An 18,988-nucleotide genomic window follows, 5' to 3' on the forward strand; every position below is an offset into this window, starting at 1 on the left:
AGCAATACCAGTCTCAACGTCGCGCAGAGGCGGGCAGACCGCTACATGGTTCGGCGCGGTGGGCGCGACGTGGCGCGCGGACGGCACGCCGACCGGGATCAGCTGTTCTTGTCGATGCGGCGCTTGCCCGACGGGCGCAGCTTGTGCCGTCCACCGGCGGGCGCCGGCGCGGTTTCGGCGGCCGCGGTGTCGTCGTCGGGCTCAGCGTCGGACTCAGTCTCATCGACCGCGGTCTCGGCGTCGTCAGTGACCGCGTCGTCCTCGTCCTCGTCGTCGTCGTTCGGAGCTTCGAGCTCGGACTCGTCGACGGCTTCGTCGTCGTCCTCGGAGTCGACGTCCCCGTCGATCTCGGCGTCGGAGTCCTTCTTGCGCCGCTTCTCCTTCTTCGGCTTCAGCGGCTTCGGCGGCGGCGGCGGCAGTTCGGCCACCGCGGACAGGTAGAACGCGCCGATGCCCAGCAGCGCGATCGCCGCGGCGGCGCCGTAGATGCCGAACAGCCACTGCCCGGCGGCGTCGAGCGACAGCCAGATCTCACTGAGTGCGGCGACGACGATCAGCGCGCCGGCCGTCACGTGGGCCACCACCGCGCCGGTCAGCAGCGTCAGCGCCAACTGCGGGGTGCCGTACTCCGGCTTGCGGATGCGCTGCAGGGTGAACACCGCCGGCAGCGCGGCCAGGCCGATGAGTGCCCCGGTCACCACCCGCACCACCGTGCCGAGCGTGTGCGGGGTGAAGTCGGTCAGCTCCCACCAGCGGGGGATGACGAACAGGAAGTACAGCAGCGCGGCGACGGCTGAGAGCGACGCGTGCCAAACCCTGGCGACGGTACGGCTCACGCCACCTCCCCATCCTCGTGATCTTGTGACTCAGGTGCGGTCGGACCGTCGTTGCCGGTCCGACCGCACCTGAGTCGGCTGCGGAGGATAGGGGATTTGAACCCCTGAGGGCTATTAACCCAACCCGCGTTCCAGGCGAGCGCCATAGGCCACTAGGCGAATCCTCCGTCGGCCATGTTAGCGGAGACGGCCGCGCACTCCGCATCCCGGCTCCGCCGCGTCAGCGATCACCGCTAGACTGCCCCGTGGACCCCGCGCGGCGTCCATCCTGTGAACTCCCCCAGGGCCGGAAGGCAGCAAGGGTCAACGGGCTCTGGCGGGTGCGCGGGGTCCCCTCAATTTCTTGGAAGGGGCGGGAAAGGTCCGATGGCGGCGCTGCAGAACCTCGACCCTGCCGAACTGGCCACCCAGCAGCAGCGTTACCAGCAGGATTACGCGGCGCTGCAGGCCAAGAAGCTGGCCCTGGACCTGACCCGCGGCAAGCCGGCGCCCGCCCAGCTCGACCTGTCCAACGGGCTGCTGGCACTGCCCGGCCCGGACGACTACCGCGACGACGACGGTGTCGACACCCGCAACTACGGCGGCCTGCACGGCCTGCCGGAACTGCGTGCGATCTTCGGTGAGCTACTGGGCATCGCGGTGCCCAACCTGATCGCCGGCAACAACGCCAGCCTGGAGTTCATGCACGACGCGGTGGTGTTCGCACTGCTACACGGCGCGGTGGACTCGCCGCGGCCGTGGGGGCAGGAGCCCGTCGTCAAGTTCCTGTGCCCGGTCCCCGGCTATGACCGGCACTTCGCGATCACCGAGACGCTGGGCATCGAGATGATCCCGGTGCCGATGCGCGAGGACGGCCCGGACGTCGACCTGATCGAGGAACTCGTCGCCGCCGACCCGGCCATCAAGGGCATGTGGTGTGTGCCGGTATTCGGCAACCCGACCGGCATCACCTACTCCTGGGAGGCCGTGCGGCGGCTGGTCCAGATGCAGACCGCGGCGCCGGACTTCCGGCTGTTCTGGGACAACGCCTACGCGGTGCACACCCTGACACACGAGTTCCCGCACCAGGTGGACGTGCTGGGGCTGGCCGCGGCCGCCGGCAACCCGAACCGGCCGTACGTGTTCGCGTCGACCTCGAAGATCACCTTCGCCGGCGCCGGCGTCAGCTTCTTCGGCGGCTCACTGGGCAACATCGCCTGGTACCTGCAGTACGCCGGCAAGCGCTCGATCGGTCCGGACAAGGTCAACCAGCTGCGGCACCTGCGGTTCTTCGGCGACGCCGACGGGGTGCGGCTGCACATGCAGCGCCACCAGGAGATCCTGGCGCCGAAGTTCGCGCTGGTCGCCGAGATCCTTGAGCAGCGGCTGGGCGATGCCAAGATCGCGTCGTGGACCGACCCGCAGGGCGGGTACTTCGTCAGCCTCGACGTGCTGCCCGGCACCGCCAAGCGCACCGTCGCCCTGGCCAAGGACGCCGGCATCGCGGTCACCGAGGCCGGCGCGTCGTTCCCGTACCGCCGCGACCCCGACGACACCAACATCCGGATCGCGCCGTCGTTCCCGTCGCTGGCCGACCTGCGCGACGCGGTCGACGGGCTGGCGACCTGCGCGCTGCTGGCCGCCGCCGAGTCCCTGTCCCGCCCAGCGTGAACCCAGGTTCACGCTCGCACCCCGAGAGTGAACGCAACTTCACGTTCGGGTGGGGGTCCGGCGCGGATCGCCGTCGTCACACCCGGCCGGTAACCTGCTGACGTGGCTCTCTACCGCAAATACCGACCGGCATCGTTCGCCGAGGTGGTGGGGCAGGAGCACGTCACCGAACCGCTGTGCACAGCGCTGGCGGCGGGCCGGATCAACCACGCCTACCTGTTCTCCGGGCCGCGCGGCTGCGGCAAGACGTCGTCGGCGCGGATCCTGGCCCGGTCGCTGAACTGCGTGCAGGGCCCCACCCCGACGCCGTGCGGCGTCTGCGACTCGTGCGTGGCGCTGGCGCCGAACGGGCCGGGCAGCATCGACGTCGTCGAACTCGACGCCGCCAGCCACGGCGGCGTCGATGACACCCGAGACCTGCGGGACCGTGCCTTCTACGCGCCGGCCCATTCGCGCTACCGGGTGTTCATCGTCGACGAGGCGCACATGGTGACCACCGCGGGCTTCAACGCGCTGCTCAAGATCGTCGAGGAGCCGCCGGATCACCTGATCTTCGTGTTCGCCACCACCGAGCCGGAGAAGGTGCTGCCGACGATCCGGTCGCGCACCCACCACTACCCGTTCCGGCTGCTGGCGCCGCGCACCATGCGCGGGCTGATCGGCAAGATCTGCGAGCAGGAGCACGTCGCCGTCGACGACGCGGTGTTCCCGCTGGTGATCCGGGCCGGCGGCGGCTCACCCCGGGACACCCTGTCGGTGCTGGACCAACTGCTGGCCGGCTCGGAGACCGACGCCGACGGCACCAACCACGTCCACTACCAGCGGGCGCTGGGGCTGCTCGGCGCCACTGACGTCGCCCTGATCGACGACGCCGTCGATGCGCTGGCCGCCGGGGACGCCGCATCGCTGTTCGGGGCGGTGGAGGCGGTGGTCGACGCCGGCCACGACCCGCGCCGGTTCGCCGTCGACCTGCTGGAGCGCTTCCGCGACCTGATCGTGCTGCAGGCGGTGCCCGACGCCGTCGCCAAGGGTGTGGTCGACGCGCCGGAGGACATGCTGGAGCGGATGCGCGAGCAGGCCGACCGGCTGGGTGCGGCGACGCTGACCCGCTACGCCGAGGTGACCCACGCGGGGCTGGGGGAGATGCGCGGCGCGACCGCCCCGCGGCTGCTGCTGGAAGTGATCTGCGCCCGGCTGCTGCTGCCGTCGGCGGCCGACACCGAGGCGGCGCTGCTGCAGCGGGTGGAGCGCATCGAGACCCGGCTGGAGATGGCGGTTCCGGCGGGCTCCGCGTCGAGCGCCGCTGTTGCGTCGGCGGGCGGGGGCAAGCAGTTCACCCGGCGCTCCCAGGCGCCGGAGCCGGCGGCCGTTGCGCCCGTTGCGCCTGTCGTGCCCGCTGTGCCCGTTGCGCCCGCGGTGGCCCCTGAACCGGTGGCGCCGCCGCCCGCACCGGCGCCCGCGCCCGCCCCGCAGCCCGTCGTGAAGCAGCCGCCACCGCCGCCGCCCGTGTCACCGCCACCGCCACCACCGGCGCCGAAACCGGTGCCCGCCCCCGAGCCTGCGGCCGCGACCCCCGGCGCCCCGGACGCCGCCGCCGTGCGCACCATGTGGTCGACGGTGCGCGATAAGGTCCGTCAGCGCAGCCGCAGCACCGAGGCGATGCTGGTCGATGCCACCGTCCGCGCGGTCGACGGCGACACCCTGGTGCTCGCCCACAGGTCGGCTCCGCTGGCGAAGCGGCTGTCCGAGCCGCACAACGCCGACATCATCGTCGACGCGCTCAAGGACGCGCTCGGGGTGAACTGGCGGGTGCGCTGCGAGACCGGGGTGCCGGCGGAGAAGACGGCCGCACCGGCCGCACCGAACGCCGCGGCGCTGGCGGACTCGGCCCGGCGCGCCGATGAGGAGGCCATGCTGGCCGAGGCCAGCGACGACGCCGGATCCACCGCACCGCGGCGGGACCCGGAGGAGGCCGCCCTGGAGCTGCTGCAGAACGAACTGGGCGCCCGGCCGATTGCCGACGGCTGACCCGATGCCCGACCCGAGCGAGCCCGACACCACCACCTGCGCGATCGTCGGCGGCGGCCCGGCCGGCATGATCCTGGGCCTGCTGCTGGCCCGCGCCGGAGTGCAGGTCACGCTGCTGGAGAAGCACGCCGACTTCCTGCGGGACTTCCGCGGCGACACCGTGCACCCCACCACGCTGCGACTGCTCGACGAGCTCGGCCTGTGGGATCGGTTCGCCGAACTGCCCTACAGCGAGGTGCACACCGCGGCGTTCGAATCCGGCGGCCGTGCGGTAACCCTCGTCGACTTCGGCCGGCTGCGCCGCCAACCGCACAAGTTCGTGGCGATGGTGCCGCAGTGGGACCTGCTGGACCTGCTCGCCGACGCTGCCCGTGCCGAACCCGGCTTCACCCTGCGGATGCGCACCGAGGTCACCGGGCTGCTGCGCGAGGGCGGCCGCGTCGTCGGTGTGCGCTACGAAAGTCCCGACGGCCCGGGGGAATTGCACGCCGAGCTGACGGTGGCCTGCGACGGTCGGACGTCGGTAGTGCGCCGTGAGGCCGGTCTGGCCGCGCGCGAATTCCCGGTCGACTTCGACGTCTGCTGGTTCCGGTTGCCCCGCACCGACACCGGCGGCTCCTCACTGGTACCGCGCATCGGCCCCGGCCGGGCCGGCATCCTGATCCCGCGGCAGGGCTATTTCCAGGTCGCCTACCTGATCGCCAAGGGCACCGACCCGGTGTTGCGGGCCCGCGGCATCGAGGCGTTCCGGCGGGACGTGGCCGAACTGATCCCGGAAGCCGCCGAGACGGTCGCGGCGCTGGCTTCGATGGACGACGTCAAACACCTCGACGTGCAGGTGAACCGGTTGCGGCACTGGCACATTGACGGCCTGCTGTGCATCGGCGACGCCGCCCACGCGATGTCGCCGGTGGGCGGGGTGGGGATCAACCTCGCGGTGCAGGACGCGGTCGCCGCAGCGACCCTGCTCGCCGGTCCGCTGCGCCGGCACCGGGTGATGCCGGCCGACCTGGCGCGGGTGCGGCGCCGACGGGTGCTGGCGACGGTGGTGACGCAGACCGTGCAGCGGGTGTTGCACCGCGGCCTTCGCCCGATCCTGCGCGGCGGCGACCTCACGCCGCCGCCGGCGCTGCTCGACGTGCTGCGTGTGCTGCCGTGGCTGTCCGGCATCCCGGCGTATCTGGTCGGGGTGGGGGTGCGACCGGAGCACGCGCCGTCGTGGGCGCGGCGGAGCGGGCGAGGAGCGTGACAGGCAAGGATGAGCAGCCGAGCGCGCTGAAGGTCGCAGCAGCCCTGGTGTTCTGCGTTGTAGTGGGTGTTTTCTGTCTGGTCTCAGGTATCCGTCTGCTGGCGGACCCGGCGACATGCGACGGAAAGCAGATGGCCGCCGCTGACACCTGCTACCACTACGGCAAGCACAGCGAGCGGTTGCAGCCCGCGACGACGACGATCCTGAAGATGCCGCCGCGGCCGAAGTTCGTCCCGGGCGTGGACGATGACCTCCGCTCGACGTACGACGACGTCTGGCGCGACGTGCCAGCCACGGTGACGGCCACTGTTCCGTCCGGTTCCGGCACGTCACGCGACGACCAGGTTCCACGTAACCGGTTTGAGGGTGTGTTGGTGACCCTCGGCGGGTCTGCCATGCTCTGGGTCGCTGTCGCGGCCACCGCCAAGAGGACCCGCGGACGTCGTCATAGCAGCTAAGTCGAGCGCACCCTGTTGCCCAGGCGTCCGACCCTAGCCATTGTGTCTATCGCCACACGAGCTAACTATTTTCAAGTCGAAATCTGCGGTGCTACGGTCCATTTCGTACCCCGGTGATCCTGGGGACCCATTGCACAGCGTGATCGCGACGCAGCCTGCAACCTGATCAGGGCGGGCCCGCGGCGCGTACCGGCCGACCGCAAGCGTCGGCACCCAACTCGATACCGCGGCGGGCGCTCCACAGGTGCGGATGCGGCACGCCGCATACTGGAAGGCACCCTGGTGAAGCCCACATCAACTGTGGCAGCACCGATTACGTCAGCACGGTGGTTCAAGCTCGTCTGGGCCATCCCACTGGCGCTGCTGCTGCTCATCTCCGTCGTCGTCGCTGCCCAGTGGCTGCGGCAACTGCCCGCCATGCAGTCGTTCCTGGAGGCCTATCCGGGCGTGGCCGAACCGCGAGCCGACACCCCGGTCGGATTCCCCGGCTGGCTCGGCTGGCAGCACTTCTTCAACAGCCTGATCGTCATCCTGCTGATCCGCTCCGGCTGGCAGGTGCGCACCACGCAGCGGCCGGCCGCCTACTGGACCCGACGCAACGACGGGCTGCTCAAGACGAAGAACGCACCGAAGAAGATCAGCCTGGACCTGTGGTTCCACCTGAACCTGGCCGCGCTGCTGGTGGTCAACGGTGCGATCTTCTATCTTCTGCTGTTCATCACCGGTCAGTGGAAGCGACTGGTGCCCAACGGGTTAGACGTGTTCCCCAACGCCGCGTCGACGGCGATCCAGTACGCGTCGCTGCACTGGCCGACCGAGAACGGGTGGGTCAACTACAACGCGCTGCAATTGCTGGCGTACTTCGCCACCGTCTTCATCGCCGCGCCGCTGGCGATCCTCACCGGCGTGCGGATGTCCGGGGCGTGGCCACGGAATACCAAGCGGCTCAACACGATCTATCCGATCGAACTGGCCCGTAAAGTGCACTTCCCGGTGATGCTCTACTTCGTCGGCTTCATCATCGTGCACGTCACGCTGGTGCTGGCCACCGGCGCGCGCAACAACCTCAACCACATGTACGCGATGCGTGACGACGGCAGCTGGATCGGCCTGGGGGTGTTCGCGGCATCGGTGGTGGTGATCGTCGTCGCGTGGGTCGGTGCCCAACCGGTGTTCCTGCAACCGGTGGCGTCGCTGACGGGCAACCTCAGCCGGCGCTGACTCAGTAGCTCGGGATCGGCTGGCCGGCCAGGAATCCCGCGACCCCGCGGGCGATCGCCTCGGCGTAGCGCTGCCGCCCGCCGGGGCTCTCCATCAAAGCGGCGTCGGTGTAGTTCTTCATGTTGCCCAGTTCGACCAGCACCGACGGGTATTCGGCCAGGTTCAGCCCGGCCAGATCGGATCGGCCCTTCAGCCCGTCGGTGCCGATGTAGTTGGCCGGCGGGAAACCGCCCGCCTGCAGCTGATTTCGCATCACCTGCGCCAGCTGCACCGATGGTCCGGCCTGCGCCGGATTCAGCGGCGGCGCCGAATAGTTGACGTGAAATCCCCGCCCGGCGGGCGGGCCGCCGTCGGCGTGGATCGACACGATCGCGTCCGGGTGCAGGGCGTTGGCCATCGCGGCGCGCTGATCCACGCAGGGGCCGAGCGTGTTGTCGTCGCCGCGGGACATGGCGGTGCGCACACCCATGGCCGTCAGCGCCTGGCGCAGGCGCAGCGTGGTGTCCCAGGTGACGGCATGCTCGGGATAGCCACTGGTGGCGGCGGTGCCGCTGGTCTGGCAGGTCTTGGTGCCGCCGCGCCCGGTGGGCACCTGCCGGGTCATCGACGCGTCGTAGGCGCCGCTGTGCCCGGGGTCGAGGAACACGATCTTGCCCGCCAGAGCGGATGGGGCCGCGGCTGCCGGGACACCCGACACAGACGCGGCCGCCAGCAGGCCGGCGGCGATCACGGCCCCGACACGCGGGAGGACTGGTGCATGCACGCCGCCAACGTAACCAGGCGCCGACTACGCTGGGGGTTCCGAACCGCGTCGGCTCATCAGCTGAGATCAAGCCGCAACCGAGCCGAGACCCGCACGACGACGCAAGGGGACCGTGATGCAACCAGGAGGCGCGCCGGACATGTCGGCGCTGCTGGCCCAGGCGCAGCAGATGCAGCAGCAGTTGCTGGCCGCGCAGCAGGAACTGCTGAACACCGAGGTGCACGGCGAGGCCGGCGGCGGCCTGGTCAAGGTCACCGCCAAGGGCAGCGGTGAGGTCACCGGGGTGCAGATCGACCCCAAGGTCGTCGACCCCACCGACGTCGACACGCTGCAGGACCTGATCGTCGGGGCGCTCTCCGACGCGGCGAAGAAAGCGCAGACCCTCGCGCAGCAGCGGCTGTCTCCGCTGGCCGGCGGGATGGGCGGCGCGCTCGGCATGCCCGGCGCCTAAATGTTTGAGGGGCCGGTCCAGGATCTGATCGACGAACTCGGCAAGCTGCCGGGCATCGGTCCCAAAAGCGCGCAGCGGATCGCGTTCCACCTGCTGTCGACGGAACCGTCCGAGATCGACCGGCTCACCGCGGTGCTGACCACGGTCCGCAACGGGGTGCGGTTCTGCGAGGTGTGCGGCAACGTCTCGGACGCCGAACGCTGCCGGATCTGTGCGGACCCACGCCGGGACTTCTCCCAGATCTGCGTGGTCGAGGAACCCAAGGACGTGCAGGCCATCGAGCGCACCCGGGAGTTCCACGGCCGCTACCACATCCTCGGTGGCGCGCTGGATCCGCTGTCCGGGGTCGGGCCGGAGCAGCTGCGGGTGCGCGAGTTGCTGACCAGGGTGGGGGAGCGCGTCGACGGCGTCGACGTGTCCGAGGTGATCATCGCGACCGACCCCAACACCGAGGGGGAGGCGACCGCCACCTACCTCATGCGGGTCCTCCGCGACATCCCCGGCCTGGCCGTGACCCGGATCGCCTCCGGCCTGCCGATGGGCGGTGACCTGGAATTCGCCGACGAGTTGACGCTGGGGCGGGCGCTGGCCGGGCGCCGCGCGATGGCCTGAGCGTCTTTACGCCGACGAGGGCCTTCTGATGCCGGACCCGAACGCGGAGTCGTACGGCGCAATTGGGGCGCTGATCGTGTTGAACACGGCTATGTTTGCCGAGCCCGATGAGGGGCGATTCCAACGATGGCTGTACTGGTGTATCGCTCCCGCCCTGGCGTTTCCGTTTCTGGCACTTGCCTTCAGCAGCATCGTGGGTGGACTCGTCGCGACAGGTTTCGTCATGATGTTTCTGGGTCTGGGTTACCTCAGATACAAACGGTGAGTATGCGATCCAGGAGCACGCCCCGGACCCTCGGGCGAAGCATCGCCACGTCGCGAGCCTGGGGGTACCTCCCGCTTGCGGGGGAGAGTTAGTGCGGGGGCCACTCGCACTTCTGCACCGTAACTACAGGCTCGACGTGGGTGTCGGTGGCTGCCGCCACGATGTCACCCATGAGGGCGGTCTTCCTGGGGAGTGAAGCCGGCGCGCAGGGCAGGTTGACGACCCACGAGCTGCGGCGATGGCACCAGAAGGTGTTCCGCGATGTCTACGTCCCGGCGCGGCACGAGGTGACGCTGCGCGACCGGATCGAGGGGGCGTGGCTGCGGTCCGGGCGGCACGGGGTGATCGCCGGTGTCGCAGCATCCGCACTGCACGGAGCCCGGTGGGTCGATGACGACATCCAGATCGAACTGGTCTGGTCGAACACCAGGGCACCGCACGGACTGGTGGCTCGCGACGAGAGCCTGTGTGACGACGAGATCACCCGGGTCGCGTGCCTGCCGGTCACCACGCCCGCACGTACCGCGTATGACCTGGGCCGGCACCTGCCCCGGGACCAGGCGGTCGCTCGGATGGATGCCCTGGCCCGGGCCACGCCGTTCGCGACCGACGACGTACTGATGCTTGCCCGGCGGCATGCCGGGGTCCGCGGCCTGTGCCAACTGCGGGCGGCGCTGCCGCTGGTCGACGCGGGTGCTCAGTCGCCGAAGGAAACCTCGCTCCGGCTGCTGGTCATCGACGCCGGCCTGCCCACCCCGACCACCCAGATCCCGGTGATCGAGCGGGGGTATTGGCCGTTCGCCTGGCTGGACATGGGGTGGGAGCAGTTCAAGGTCGCGGCCGAGTACGACGGTGACCACCACCGCAAGGACCGCCGCCAGTACGTCAAGGACCAGCGCAGGCTGCGCCGGCTGGAACGGCTCGGCTGGATCGTCATCCGGGTGATCGCCGAAGACGATCCGGCCGAGGTGATCGAGCGCGTCAGGACCGCGCTGCTCAGCAGAGGCTGGCGGCCCTGACCCGCTACGCCGGTTGCAGGACGTCGGTGATTGACGCACCGGCGGCGATCTGGCCGCGGGCCGACCGCACCCGCTCCGGGGCACCGGCACCCACCACGGCGACCAGCACACCGTCGCGTTCGTAGTAGGCGACGAACCGGCGGCCGTCATCCTCGACCAGGTGCACGGTGTCGGCGAGCGCCGGGCGGCCGAGGCACTGGATCTTGACGTCGTACTGGTCGCTCCAGAAGTACGGCACCCCCGCCGGCGGCGTCGGCAGCCCCAGCATCGCTGCCACCAGGGTTCGCGCCTGCTCGGCGACGTTGCTCCAGTGCTCCACCCGAACCTGCGAGCCCGCCGCATCCCGCCAGGACGCCACATCACCGATCGCCCACACATCCGGTACGTTGGTGCGCCCGGCCTCGTCGCAGACCACGCCGTCAGCGATCGCCACCCCACTGCCGGCCAGGAAGTCGCAGGCCGGTCGGGACCCGATCCCGAGGACAACCAGGTCGGCCTCAACAACCGAGCCGTCGGACAGCGTTACCGACTCGACCCGGTCGGCGCCGCCGACGCCCGCCACCGTGACACCGGTGCGCAGGTCGACTCCCTCGATGCGGTGCAGCCGACTCAGCAGCTCCCCGATCTGCTCGCCCAGGACCGATGCCAGCGGCGTGGCCTGCGGCTCCACCAGCACCACCTCGACGCCCATGCCGCGCAGACTCGCCGACACCTCGCAGCCGATGAACCCCGCACCGACGACCACGGCGCGCCGCGCGGCGACCGCCCGTCGGCGCAGCGCCACGCAGTCATCGAGAGACCGCAGCAGGTGGATGCCGGCCAGGTCGCCTAACGACGGGATCCGGTTGGGCACCAGGCCGGTGGCGATCACCAACTGGTCGTAACCGAGGACCGTCGAGTCGGTCAGCGTCACCCGATGCCCGACGGTGTCGACGCTTCGGGCGGCCGAGCCCAGCCGCAGCGTGATCTGCTGCTCGGCGTAGAACCCGATCGGCTTGAGGTTCACGTTCTCGACCTCGCCCCGCAGCAGTTCCTTCGACAGCGGCGGACGGTCGTAGGGCAGGTGGGTCTCCGCGCCGACGATCGTGATCGGCCCGGTGTGACCGCCCCGACGCAGCTGCTCGGCAACCCGGACCGCGGCCAGGCCGCCGCCGACGATCACCGTCCCGCTCACGGCCGCACCATCTCAACCATCTCGAAGTCGACCTTCGCCGCGCCGCAGTCCGGGCAGCTCCAGTCCTCGGGGATGTCGGCCCAGCGGGTGCCGGGGGCGATCCCGTCCTCCGGCCAGCCCAGCGCCTCGTCGTATTCGAACCCGCACTGCAGGCAGCGGAACAGCTTGTAGTCGCTCATGAGTTCTCTCCGATCAGTTCGAAGTCCGGTTTTTCGCGTACCGCACAGTCGGGGCAGGCCCAGTCCTCCGCGATGTCCTGCCAGCGGGTGCCGGCCGGGAACCCCTCGCGGGGTGCTCCGATGGCCTCGTCGTAGACGTAGTCGCAGCCGGGGCAGCGGTAGGCGGGCATCAGGCAGCCCCGTAGCGAGCCAGGACCTTCTGCCGACGGCGCGGCGAGATGTTGGCCTGCGTGATGTCGCCGCGGTAGTGGGCCAGCACCCGGTGGTCCATCAGCTTGCGCCACACCGGCGGGAAGTAGGTCACCCCGATCAGTGCGCCGTAGCCGGCCGGCAGGTTCGGGGAGTCCTCGAAGCTGCGCAGCGTCTGATACCGCCGGGTCGGGTTGGCGTGATGATCGCTGTGCCGCTGCAGGTGGTAGAGGAACAGGTTCGTGACGATGTGGTCGGAGTTCCAGCTGTGCTGCGGTGTGCAGCGCTCGTAGCGGCCGTTGGGCAGCTTCTGCCGCACCAGCCCGTAGTGCTCCAGGTAGTTCACCGCCTCCAGCAGCGACGACCCGTAGAACGCGTTGATCAGCACGTACGGCACCAGTGCCACACCGAACACCGCGATCATGACGCCCCAGAACAGCACCGACATCGCCAGGGCGTTGACCGTGTCGTTGTCCCACCAGGTCTGCGGGTTCCACGGGCTCTTGCCGGTCCGGCGGATGCGTTGCGCCTCCAGTTCCCAGGCTGAACGGATGCCGCCGACGGTGCTGCGCGGCAAGAACTCCCAGAACGTCTCCCCGAACCGGGCCGATGCCGGGTCCTCCGGGGTGGCCACCCGCACGTGGTGGCCGCGGTTGTGCTCGACGTAGAAGTGGCCGTAGCAGACCTGGGCCAGGGTGATCTTGGACAGCCAGCGCTCCAGGGAGTCCCGCTTGTGGCCGAGTTCGTGGGCGGTGTTGATCCCGACGCCGGCCACCGTCGCCGCCGTCATCGCGACACCGATCTTGCCCAGCCAGCCCAGGGCCCCGTCGTAGCCGAGCCAACCGAGGTCGGAGGCGGTGAACAGGTACGCGCCGAAGATGGCGCTGGCGTACTGGAAGGGAATGTAGGCGTAGGTCGCGTAGCGGTAGTAGCGGTCGCCTTCCAGCGCCGACATCACCTCATCGGGCGGGTTCTGCCCGTCGTCGCCGATCCAGAGGTCCAGCGCCGGCAGCAGCGCGTAGATCAGGAACGGGCCGATCCACAGCGGCAGCTGCGACGCGGTGTGCCAGCCGGCGGCGTTCATCGCCCACACCGCCGGCAGCACCAGGAACAGCATGGTGGGCACGACCAGGCCCAACAGCCACAGATGGCGTTTCCTGTCCTGCCAGATCTTTGGCCCGCCGGCCACCTCGATGCTCATCCGCTTCGTCCTTTCGCCTGGTCACATCACTGATGCCCTTGACGGTAGGCAGCGTCACACGGTGGCCGCTCGTCCCGCGAAACCGAGAATCGTCTCGCTATTCGTCTCCGGGGGACAAGGAAGACGACGGGGACAACACGCATGCGCCGTACCATTGACATAGCAGCAGCGCGATCTCCACGTCGAGGCGGTCCTCGGCGATCGGCCGGCCGCGGCGCTCGACGGCGCGTTGTATCCGGTATTTCATCGTGTTGACGTGGAAGTGCAGTTGCTCGCCGGCGGCTTTGAAACTGGATCCGGTCCGCAGGAACACCCGCAGCGTGTCGCGCAGGCGCTCGTCTGCGTCGGTCGCGGACGCCAGCGGGCCGAGTACTTCGCCGACCCAGGCCCGTGCGGCGGCCAGGTTGTCGGCGCCGAGCAGCGCCGCGGCGGACAGTCCGGGATCGTTCGCGGCGCTGACGCGATTGACGTCCGTACCCGCCGCCACCGCCAGGGTGTGCACCGCCAGCGCCTGCTGGTGGGAGCGGCGGAAGCCCTCGACCCCGGGCAGCGGATCGCCGATCGCGACCCACGGTTCGTCGGCCGCGGCCAGCGCGCAGGCCCGGATCTGCGACACGACATCGGATCCGGCCGCCGACGGCAGCGGAATCCAAGCCCACCCGGTGGTGCTGTCGGTCGGGATGAACAGCGGTGCGCCCTGGATCGCCAGCGACTCGGCGAGTTTCTTCGTGAAGCCTTCGGCGGCGGCCAGCTTGTCGCCGTCCGACTCCGGGTACCACACGACGATCGCGACATGGGTTCGCCGCAGGGGGTACCGGATCGCGGTCGTCATCGCATCGACGTCCAGGCTCTCATCGGCCAGAATCTCCCGGACCCGCAAGGCGCGCACCGCATTTCGGCTCTCCAGCCAGCGTTCGCGCTCGGACTGGTAGACGTTGACCACCTGCTGCGACATCTCGTCGATGTAGCCGAACATGACCGTCGACAGCTGCCCGAGCACACTCAGGCTCAGGTCGGGATCCAGCCCGGCGGAACGAACCTCCTCCAGCACCAGCTGCAGCGCCACCGAGTGCCCCAGCCGGTAGCCGCGCACCAGCGCGTTCACCGGTACCCCGCGCTGCGCGAGTCTGCGGGCGTGTTCGAGTGCGACGGTCGGCGCGGCGACGTCGGACACCGGGATGTTGTGGCGGATCGCCGAGAAATACGTGTCGACGTTCGCTGTCACCGTTTCGCGCAGCAACTGCAGCAGCGACGAATCCCCGGTCAGCTCCGGCGACTCCTTGGCCACCAGATCCTCGATGACGCCGGCCGTCTCGGGCAGGTGCTCGTAGAGCCGCCGCGAAATCACGATCGCGGCCTCGGCGACACGGTCTGGATCTGTCATAGCCAGAACGTAGCCCGCACGCCGCGGCACGGCGGTCGGTTCACGCTCGCCGTCAGACGCGCCGGGGTGCCGCCAACCGCTCGGCGCGCAGCAACTCGACCTCCGGTAGTTCCAGCGGCGCCAGCTCGCCCACCACCCGCGACAAGAGGTAATCGGCAAGCTCGGGGTTTCGCGCCAAGCACGGCCCGTGCAGATAGGTGGCGATGACGCTGCCCTGCACCGCGCCGTCGAACCCATCACCGGCCCGGTTGCCGGCACCCTTCTCCACCGCGCCCAAAGGTGTTGCGGCAGAACCCAGCACAGTGCCACCGCGGTGATTCTCGAAACCGGTCAGCGGCGCTGAAAGACCGTCGAGCAGTGGTCGGGCGACCACCTCGCCGATGGTGCGCGCATCCTGCGGGGAGGTGGTCAGGTCCAGCAGGCCCACGCCGTCGACCCGTTCCCCGGCGGCCGTCTCGTACCAGTTGCCGAGCACCTGGATCGCCGCGCAGATCGCCAACACCGGCGTTCCACGTGAAACCGCCTGCTGCAAGCCGGGATACCGCAGCAGGTGCCGGGTGGCCAGCCGCTGCGCGTAGTCCTCCGCGCCGCCCAGGGTGTAGAGGTCGCAGGACGCCGGCACCGGGTCGTTCAGGGTGATCTCCACGATCTCGGCGTCGATCCCGCGCAGCCGCAGCCGCTGCCGCAGCACCACGGCGTTGCCGCCGTCGCCGTAGGTGCCCATCACGTCGGGGAGCACCAGCCCGATCTGCACGCTCACGACAGCCTCCGCTGCAAGCCCAGGAACGCCGTGTAGTTGGCGACGACCTCCACCCGGCCCGGCGGGCAGGATGCGATGGCGGCGACGGTGTCGTGCACCAGGGTGTGCTCGACGCCGGCGTAGCCGAGTCGCACTGCCAGGTCGGTGCCGCGCTCACCGGCGGCCACCACCGGTACGCCCTCGAAGTGCTCGAAGCGCACATCCCACAGCCAGGACAGGTCCTCGCCGTCGGGCACCTGACCGTTGACGGCGATCACCACCGAGGCGTCCCGGTCCACCATCGACAGGGCTTCCTGCCAGCCGGCCGGATTCTTGGCCAGCAGCATCCGCACCTTGTGCTCACCCACCTGCACGGTCTTGTATCGGCCGGCGACCTCGTCGACGGCGGACACCGCGGCCACCGCGGCAACCGGGTCGGCGCCCAACGCGACCGCGGCGGCCACAGCCTGCGCGGCGTTGCCGCGGTTCACCGCGCCCGGCAACGAAAGCCGCATCGGCAGCGCCAACCCGCCCGGCCCGTACAGCGACTCCGAGTCGTACCACCACTGCGGTTCCGGGCGGGAGAAATCGCAGCCGGTGGAGTGCCACCGCGTCCCGTCACGGACGATCACCTCACCGCTGCGCGGGCAGCTCACCGAGTCACCCGACCAGGACCCGCCGGCGGCCACCCACACCACATTCGGACTGTCGTAGGCCGCCGAGGTCATCAGCACGTCGTCGCAGTTGGCGACCACCACCGCCTGCGGATGCCGGGCCAGCCCGCCGCGCAGCGCCCGCTCGACGGCGTTGATCTCACCGACTCGGTCCAACTGGTCGCGGGACAGGTTCAGCAGCACGACCACCGCGGTGTCCACCGCATCCAGGACGTGTGGGACGTGCATCTCGTCGACCTCGAGGGCGGCCAGTGCAGCGCGCCGATCCGCCGCCAGCGCTGAGATCAGCCCGGCATCCATGTTGGCGCCCTCGGCGTTGGTGGCCACCGGACCCAGCCCGCGCAGCGCGGCGGCCACCATCCGGGTGGTCGTCGACTTGCCGTTGGTTCCGGTGACGACGACGGCCCGGCGTCCGGTGCCCAACTGGCGCAGGATCGAGCGGTCCAGGGTCATGGCGACCAGGCCGCCGATCATCGCGCCGGCGCCGCGGCCGGTGACCCGCGACGCCCAGCGGGCCCCGGCGCCGGCGGCCAGGGCGAGACGTCCACGGGCGGTGATCACGCCGGTGAGTTTAGGGCGATCGCAAGACACGGCGCTCGGCGACCGGAGTTCGTCGGAGTGGCGTGCCACCCTGGACGGTATGGATGCGGTGTGGGGACGCCCGGCCCGGGAGCCCGGCGCAGGCTGGGCCGTCGTCGACGTCGAGACCTCGGGGTTTCGGCCGGGCCAGGCGCGGGTCCTGAGCATCGCCGCACTGGCGCTCGACGCCGACGGGCGGATCGAGCGCTCGGTGTCCAGCCTGCTCAACCCGGGCACCGACCCCGGCCCCACCCACGTGCACGGGCTGACCGCCGAGATGCTGGCCGGCCAGCCCCAGTTCGCCGAGGTCGTCGGTGAGGTCGCCGAACTGCTGGCGGGGCGGACGCTGGTGGCGCACAACGTGGCGTTCGACTACACCTTCCTGGCCGCCGAAGCCGAGATGGCCGGCGCCGAACTGCCGGTCGACGCGGTGATGTGCACGGTGGAGTTGTCGCGGCGGCTGGACCTGGGCCTGGAGAACCTGCGGCTGGAGACACTGGCCCGGCACTGGCGGGTCACCCAGACCCGGGCGCACGACGCGCTCGACGACGCGCGGGTGCTGGCCGGGGTGCTGGTGCCGTCGCTGGAGCGGGCCCGCGAGCGGGACGTGTGGCTGCCGGTACGGCCGGTGACGCGGCGGATGTGGCCCAACGGCCGGATCACCCACGAGGAACTGCGGCCGCTGAAGGCGCTGGCGTCGCGGATGCCGTGCCGCTACCTGAACCCGGGCCGCTACCAGCGCGGTCGCCCGCTGGTGCAGGGCATGCGGGTGGCGCTGTCGGCGGAGTGCACCCGCACCCACGAGGAACTCGTCGAACGGATCCTGCACGCCGGACTGGCCTACAGCGACGTCGTCGACACCCACACCTCACTGGTGGTCTGCAATGCGGACGCCCCCGAGCAGGGCAAGGGATACCAGGCCCGCGAACTCGGGGTGCCGACGGTATCCGACGAACAGTTCCTGGCCTGTGTCGATCGCGTGGTCGGGGGCACCGGCATCGAGGATTTCGTCGACCCCGGATCGACCGGCGCGCAGATCTCGCTGTTCTAACGACGAGGGGCCGGTCCCGGAATCCCGGAACCGGCCCCGACGCCGTCGTGCGGGCGGTCAGCCCAGGGTGGTGAACATGTTGCCCAAGTCGGTCATCAGCGTCGCGAACGCACCGTCGGCGCCGAACACGTCACCGAACGGCCCGCCGGCCAAGGTCTCGAACAGCGACTTCGAAGCCTCGCTGAACGCGTCGGCGTCGAAGCTCTTGAACAGGTCGGTGAAGTCGTCGCCCTTCAGCCCGGCGATGTCGGCGAGCATCGCCAGGTTCTGGTCGAACATGCCCTGCAGGCCCCCGATGCTGCCGTCGTTGAAGGTCTGCTCGGACGAACCCTGCAGCAGGCTCGACGTCAGCTCCTGCGGGTCGTAGCCGGTGACACCGAGGAACCCGTTGAGGCTCTGCTGCTGAGCGTCGAACAGCATGTTGAACGAGTTGAAGCCGCGGTTGACGATCCCGTTCAGCGCACTGTCGTTGCCGAAGATCGCCTGCTCCAGCGCCACCTGGTCGCTCAGCAGGTCGGTGTTGAAGTTCTGCTCGGCGGCCACCAGAGCCTGGTTGAAGGTGGTGACGCTGGCGACCAGTTGGTTGAAGGCGTCACCGGAGTCCCCGTGCTCGGGGTTGATGCCCGACTGCGCCGCCTGGAAGAAGGCGGCGGCACCCAGGTAGTGGCCGATCGCGGCCTCGAGTCCGGCGAAATTGAAGCTGGCGGTGTGATTGTCATCGACGATCAGCGACCCGTTGAGGTTGGGGAGATCGGTCGAGGTGAACGCGCCGTCAGTGTCGACCGTGCCGCGCGCGCCGAGCAGGCCGAGCAGTGCGGCCTGGTTGATGTTGGTCAGCGCGTTGTTGGCGTCGAAGAACTGGAAGACGGCCTGCTGGGCGGCGTGAGTCTGGAAGCCGGTGGCATCCGAGCCGACCAGCATCTCGGCAAGCTTGTCGACCTGGCCCGCCTGGTCGGCAACCAGCTTGCCGTTGGACGTCAGGAAGCCGGTGATCAGATCCGAGTTCTGGCTCAGCTGCTGACTCGCGATGTCACCGAGGCTGAACCCGGTGGTCAGTGCGACGTCGCGCAGCTGCACACCGGGCAGGGTGGCGACGACGGGCGCAGCGGCCATCAGGCCTCCGGCGACGAGGGCCGCCGTGGCGACGGCGTACGGACGGGCGGCGAGTTCCATGAAGAGGCTCCTAAAAGAGGTCGATGAGCAAGTTAGGGAAACCTATCATAAGTTCGTGATCATGATGAGTGCGAAAGTCCGCGGATTAAGCAC

General features: G+C 69.9%; 20 protein-coding genes, 1 tRNA gene and 1 other RNA gene. 11 read left to right on the forward strand and 11 right to left on the reverse strand.

Annotation, left to right across the window (positions count from 1 at the left end):
- Positions 1-98: 98 nt before the first annotated feature.
- On the reverse strand, positions 99-836 hold the full coding sequence (gene lucA / locus KIH27_RS17565; RefSeq protein ID WP_214094256.1) for a lipid uptake coordinator LucA: 738 nt from the start codon (positions 834-836) through the stop codon (positions 99-101).
- A gap of 81 nt (positions 837-917) precedes the next feature.
- Positions 918-1,003 (reverse strand) — tRNA-Ser (locus KIH27_RS17570).
- Positions 1,004-1,080: 77 nt separating this feature from the next.
- Here KIH27_RS17570 and ffs point away from each other — a divergent pair.
- From ffs to KIH27_RS17600, 6 genes are all read left to right on the forward strand, one after another.
- Positions 1,081-1,175: signal recognition particle sRNA small type (ffs, locus tag KIH27_RS17575), an RNA gene on the forward strand.
- A gap of 27 nt (positions 1,176-1,202) precedes the next feature.
- Positions 1,203-2,486: an aspartate aminotransferase type Ic gene (locus KIH27_RS17580; protein ID WP_214094257.1), complete on the forward strand. Its 1,284-nt coding sequence runs from the start codon at positions 1,203-1,205 to the stop codon at positions 2,484-2,486.
- A 102-nt stretch (positions 2,487-2,588) separates the two neighbouring features.
- Positions 2,589-4,514: a DNA polymerase III subunits gamma/tau gene (locus KIH27_RS17585; protein WP_214094258.1), complete on the forward strand. Its 1,926-nt coding sequence runs from the start codon at positions 2,589-2,591 to the stop codon at positions 4,512-4,514.
- Between the two features lie 4 nt (positions 4,515-4,518).
- Entirely contained in the window at positions 4,519-5,763 is a 1,245-nt protein-coding gene (locus KIH27_RS17590; protein WP_214094259.1) for an FAD-dependent oxidoreductase, read from the forward strand.
- Entirely contained in the window at positions 5,760-6,221 is a 462-nt protein-coding gene (locus tag KIH27_RS17595; protein WP_214094260.1) for a hypothetical protein, read from the forward strand. The genes KIH27_RS17590 and KIH27_RS17595 overlap by 4 nt, the downstream gene beginning before the upstream one ends.
- Positions 6,222-6,521: 300 nt before the next feature.
- On the forward strand, positions 6,522-7,442 hold the full coding sequence (locus tag KIH27_RS17600) for a cytochrome b/b6 domain-containing protein (RefSeq protein WP_307856924.1): 921 nt from the start codon (positions 6,522-6,524) through the stop codon (positions 7,440-7,442).
- 1 nt (position 7,443) lies between these two features.
- On the opposite strand, the gene KIH27_RS17605 is transcribed toward KIH27_RS17600, so the two are convergent.
- Positions 7,444-8,205 (reverse strand): Rv3717 family N-acetylmuramoyl-L-alanine amidase, encoded by a 762-nt coding sequence (locus KIH27_RS17605; RefSeq protein WP_214094261.1) that lies wholly within the window; start codon positions 8,203-8,205, stop codon positions 7,444-7,446.
- 115 nt (positions 8,206-8,320) lie between these two features.
- On the opposite strand from KIH27_RS17605, the gene KIH27_RS17610 reads away from it, so the two are divergent.
- The 4 genes from KIH27_RS17610 to KIH27_RS17625 all read left to right on the forward strand — a co-directional run bounded on the left by KIH27_RS17610 (position 8,321) and on the right by KIH27_RS17625 (position 10,552).
- Positions 8,321-8,656, forward strand: coding sequence for a YbaB/EbfC family nucleoid-associated protein (locus KIH27_RS17610; RefSeq protein WP_214094262.1), 336 nt, complete (start codon positions 8,321-8,323; stop codon positions 8,654-8,656).
- A complete protein-coding gene (recR, locus tag KIH27_RS17615; RefSeq protein ID WP_214094263.1) occupies positions 8,657-9,268 on the forward strand; it encodes a recombination mediator RecR in 612 nt (203 codons plus the stop codon). It begins immediately after the preceding gene.
- 28 nt (positions 9,269-9,296) lie between these two features.
- Complete coding sequence (locus tag KIH27_RS17620) at positions 9,297-9,533, forward strand: hypothetical protein (RefSeq protein ID WP_214094264.1); 237 nt, start codon at positions 9,297-9,299, stop codon at positions 9,531-9,533.
- A 161-nt stretch (positions 9,534-9,694) separates the two neighbouring features.
- Positions 9,695-10,552 (forward strand): putative endonuclease domain-containing protein, encoded by an 858-nt coding sequence (locus KIH27_RS17625; RefSeq protein ID WP_250150317.1) that lies wholly within the window; start codon positions 9,695-9,697, stop codon positions 10,550-10,552.
- 4 nt (positions 10,553-10,556) lie between these two features.
- On the opposite strand, the gene KIH27_RS17630 is transcribed toward KIH27_RS17625, so the two are convergent.
- The 7 genes from KIH27_RS17630 to KIH27_RS17660 form a co-directional block, all read right to left on the reverse strand.
- Positions 10,557-11,726, reverse strand: coding sequence for an NAD(P)/FAD-dependent oxidoreductase (locus KIH27_RS17630; RefSeq protein ID WP_214094266.1), 1,170 nt, complete (start codon positions 11,724-11,726; stop codon positions 10,557-10,559).
- Positions 11,723-11,905, reverse strand: a complete 183-nt coding sequence (locus KIH27_RS17635; RefSeq protein WP_214094267.1) for a rubredoxin — start codon at positions 11,903-11,905, stop codon at positions 11,723-11,725. Before KIH27_RS17635 ends, KIH27_RS17630 begins: the two co-directional genes overlap by 4 nt.
- On the reverse strand, positions 11,902-12,075 hold the full coding sequence (locus KIH27_RS17640; protein ID WP_214094268.1) for a rubredoxin: 174 nt from the start codon (positions 12,073-12,075) through the stop codon (positions 11,902-11,904). Before KIH27_RS17640 ends, KIH27_RS17635 begins: the two co-directional genes overlap by 4 nt.
- On the reverse strand, positions 12,075-13,295 hold the full coding sequence (locus KIH27_RS17645) for an alkane 1-monooxygenase (RefSeq protein WP_214094269.1): 1,221 nt from the start codon (positions 13,293-13,295) through the stop codon (positions 12,075-12,077). Before KIH27_RS17645 ends, KIH27_RS17640 begins: the two co-directional genes overlap by 1 nt.
- Before the next feature lie 97 nt (positions 13,296-13,392).
- Complete coding sequence (locus tag KIH27_RS17650) at positions 13,393-14,679, reverse strand: PucR family transcriptional regulator (protein ID WP_214094270.1); 1,287 nt, start codon at positions 14,677-14,679, stop codon at positions 13,393-13,395.
- Positions 14,680-14,731: 52 nt separating this feature from the next.
- Positions 14,732-15,439, reverse strand: a complete 708-nt coding sequence (locus KIH27_RS17655; protein ID WP_307856925.1) for a type 1 glutamine amidotransferase — start codon at positions 15,437-15,439, stop codon at positions 14,732-14,734.
- A complete protein-coding gene (locus KIH27_RS17660) occupies positions 15,436-16,653 on the reverse strand; it encodes a Mur ligase family protein (protein ID WP_214094271.1) in 1,218 nt (405 codons plus the stop codon). The genes KIH27_RS17655 and KIH27_RS17660 overlap by 4 nt, the downstream gene beginning before the upstream one ends.
- Before the next feature lie 79 nt (positions 16,654-16,732).
- Here KIH27_RS17660 and KIH27_RS17665 point away from each other — a divergent pair, with 79 nt between their 5' ends.
- Entirely contained in the window at positions 16,733-17,722 is a 990-nt protein-coding gene (locus KIH27_RS17665; protein WP_214094272.1) for a DEDDh family exonuclease, read from the forward strand.
- A gap of 57 nt (positions 17,723-17,779) precedes the next feature.
- On the opposite strand, the gene KIH27_RS17670 is transcribed toward KIH27_RS17665, so the two are convergent.
- The gene (locus KIH27_RS17670; protein ID WP_214094273.1) at positions 17,780-18,895 is read right to left on the reverse strand and encodes a hypothetical protein; all 1,116 of its coding nucleotides are present in this window, start codon (positions 18,893-18,895) and stop codon (positions 17,780-17,782) included.
- Between the last annotated feature and the right edge of the window lie 93 nt (positions 18,896-18,988).

The organism is Mycolicibacter acidiphilus (genome assembly GCF_018455725.1).
Lineage (GTDB): Bacteria > Actinomycetota > Actinomycetes > Mycobacteriales > Mycobacteriaceae > Mycobacterium > Mycobacterium acidiphilum.